At 40.8% G+C, this 2,525-nt stretch carries 3 protein-coding genes; all 3 read left to right on the top strand.

Annotated features, from left to right (window positions below; genetic code table 11):
- Positions 1 to 132 precede the first annotated feature (132 nt).
- The 3 genes from QT984_RS15155 (at position 133) to QT984_RS15145 (ending at position 2,428) form a co-directional block, all read left to right on the top strand.
- Positions 133 to 1,368, top strand: a complete 1,236-nt coding sequence (locus QT984_RS15155; protein ID WP_333052961.1) for an adenylate/guanylate cyclase domain-containing protein — start codon at positions 133 to 135, stop codon at positions 1,366 to 1,368.
- A gap of 31 nt (positions 1,369 to 1,399) precedes the next feature.
- Positions 1,400 to 2,008 (top strand): DUF6272 family protein, encoded by a 609-nt coding sequence (locus QT984_RS15150; protein ID WP_333052959.1) that lies wholly within the window; start codon positions 1,400 to 1,402, stop codon positions 2,006 to 2,008.
- Between the two features lie 66 nt (positions 2,009 to 2,074).
- Positions 2,075 to 2,428: a slr1659 superfamily regulator gene (locus QT984_RS15145; protein ID WP_333052957.1), complete on the top strand. Its 354-nt coding sequence runs from the start codon at positions 2,075 to 2,077 to the stop codon at positions 2,426 to 2,428.
- Positions 2,429 to 2,525: the final 97 nt, after the last annotated feature.

The following is a 2,525-nucleotide window of genomic DNA, read 5'->3' as shown; positions in this document are numbered from 1 at the left end:
ATCAATTACGCACTTGATTTAGCTAAACACTTCATCTTATCATGTTTGAGGTTGAAATTAAGATGCGTTTACCCTGAATTTACAGCGAGGAAGTCAAACAACTTTGCGCTTCCAGATTCGGAAGTATAAATTATGAAACCACAAATAAATTTAGCACCATCTAAATCTCCAGAAGAACTCCATACCCAGCTACAGGAGTTGAGCGAAAAACTTGAGGAAGTAGAGGATGAAAAAAATAGCTATGAAACCTTAGTAGAAATTATCACACAACACTCCACGGATCTGGAAAACCAGATCCATCATAAAAACCGAGAGATGCAGACTTACATTGAGCAGGTAAAAAAGGTTATAGATGCAGCTATTGCTGTAAAAAATAATAGCTTTGAACCCCAGATATTGTCAGATGTGGCAGCGCGCAGTGATGCACTGGGAGAACTAGCACAGGTATTTTCGCATATGGTGCAAACGGTGAAAGCGCGGGAACAAGAATTAGAGAAACTTTTGCAGGCTTACGGACGTTTTGTTCCCGCTGAATTTCTCCAATTTCTCGGCAAGCAGAGCATTGTTGATTTCCAGCTTGGAGATCACGTGAGCAAAGAGATGGCAATTATGTTTTCCGATATGCGTTCGTTTACCACGATGGCGGAGCAAATGACTCCTCAAGAAAATTTTGATTTCATCAATAACTATTTACAGCAAGTTAGTCCGGAAATTCGTAAGCACAATGGTTTTATTGTCAAGTATATTGGAGATGGAGTCATGGCAGTTTTTCCTGATGGCGTGGATGATGCTATTCAGGCAGGAATTGTGAAATTGGAGCAGTTGCATAAATACAATCAAAGCCGTAAAATAAATGGGGATATACCGCTGAAGATTGGCATTGGTATCCATGTGGGTGATACGATGGTTGGGATTATTGGAGATGCGAATCGGATGCAAGCAGATGCGCTCTCAGATCATGTCAATCTCACCGCTCGTCTGGAAGGTTTGACTAAGTATTATGGCGTATCTTTATTAATTTCTGGAGATGTGGTACAACGTTTGAGTCAACCAGAAAAGTATCATATCCGTTTTTTGGATCGGGCTATTGTCAAAGGTAGACAAGAAGCCATTACAGTTTGTGAGGTGTTAGATGTTGAAGTAGAACCAGTGCGATCGCTCAAAATTCAAACCTTGCCTATATTTGAGGAGGGACTCCAAGAATATTGTCAGGGAAATTTTGCTAAGGCCATTGTTTGTTTTGAACAGATAGTAGCACTAAATCCAGATGACAAGCCCAGTCAACTTTACCTAAAACGCATCCAATCGCTGTTAGAAAAGAGTATTCCGGCTAACTGGAATGGCGTGTGGAAATTCACCAAAAAGTGACCTTAATACCTCAATTAGAGCTAGAAAAATCATGACATCTGGAAGCTTAAAAACAATGACCCAAATCTTTGGAGAATTCATTGAAGAATTTCCTCCTGAACACGATTCCCTAGAACTGACATTTACTCCCAGTTCTCGCCCGATTAAACAGCGCTGGCGCAACAACAGGCTTTCAGCTCATTTTGTAGCCGATTATTTGTCTAGCTTTCTACCTGTGGATGAGGAGGATGCTAGCAGCGAGAAACGGATAAAAGAAAGCAAGGGAGCTGTGAGCTACGTAGCCAACGAACTGTTAGAAAATGCGATTAAATTTAATAACGATGATACTCATTACAAGGTCAAATTTGGCATACACTTTATTGGTGAAACAGAGGTGACGGCGGTAATTTTTGCCAGTAATAGTGTCACTTCAGAAGGGGCGAGTAAGTTGAAGGAGTTTATTGAAGAAATTATGGCTTCCGATCCCAATGAACTTTATTTGCAGCAGCTTGAAAAAAATGCAGAATCTGAAAGTGATACATCGGGATTGGGATTGCTGACGATGATTAATGACTATTCAGCTAAGATAGGTTGGAAATTCGAGCCCAGGCCAGATAGTGATACCATCATTGTTACGACTGTGGTTCAAATTAGGGTCTAGTTTCTAGCATTTCAATATTTACTCTCTTGTGCGATCGCACTATTTTAGTCAGGAAATAAAATCACAATGGGCATTCAAGACATTCAAGGTGAAGATTACAGCATTCAGTACGATCCAGAATCAGTCACAGTCACTTTCCAAGGCGAACTGAGCCTGAGCGGCCCTCCAGAATATGCACCAATAGCCGAATTGTTAGATGAGGTCGCCAATGGCGAACCTCCTACTATTACCTTGAACCTAAAACAATTGGAATTTGTTAACAGTTCTGGTATCAGTATGCTGTCTAAATTTGTTATTAGCGTTCGGAAAAAGAAAACGATTCAACTTTTGGTATTGGGTTCAAATGATATTCCTTGGCAACAGAAATCTCTCAGAAATTTAGAAAAGCTGTTGCCAACTTTGAAGCTCGAATTAGCGTAGGATATGTGTAAATTTTAATTACAGTTAACACAGGCGGGACGCCCGTGCCACACATAGTTAACACAGGCGGGACGCCCGTGCCACAGTTAACACAGGC

This window comes from Microcoleus sp. Z1_B2, assembly GCF_036700325.1.
Classification (GTDB): domain Bacteria; phylum Cyanobacteriota; class Cyanobacteriia; order Cyanobacteriales; family Microcoleaceae; genus Microcoleus.
This window is presented reverse-complemented; position numbering and strand designations above follow the sequence as displayed.

What these genes read in the sequence shown, in the direction of transcription:
- QT984_RS15155 (WP_333052961.1), top strand. Translation starts at nt 133, where the DNA reads ATGAAACCACAAATAAATTTAGCACCATCTAAATCTCCAGAAGAACTC.
- QT984_RS15150 (WP_333052959.1), top strand. Translation starts at nt 1,400, where the DNA reads ATGACATCTGGAAGCTTAAAAACAATGACCCAAATCTTTGGAGAATTC.
- QT984_RS15145 (WP_333052957.1), top strand. Translation starts at nt 2,075, where the DNA reads ATGGGCATTCAAGACATTCAAGGTGAAGATTACAGCATTCAGTACGAT.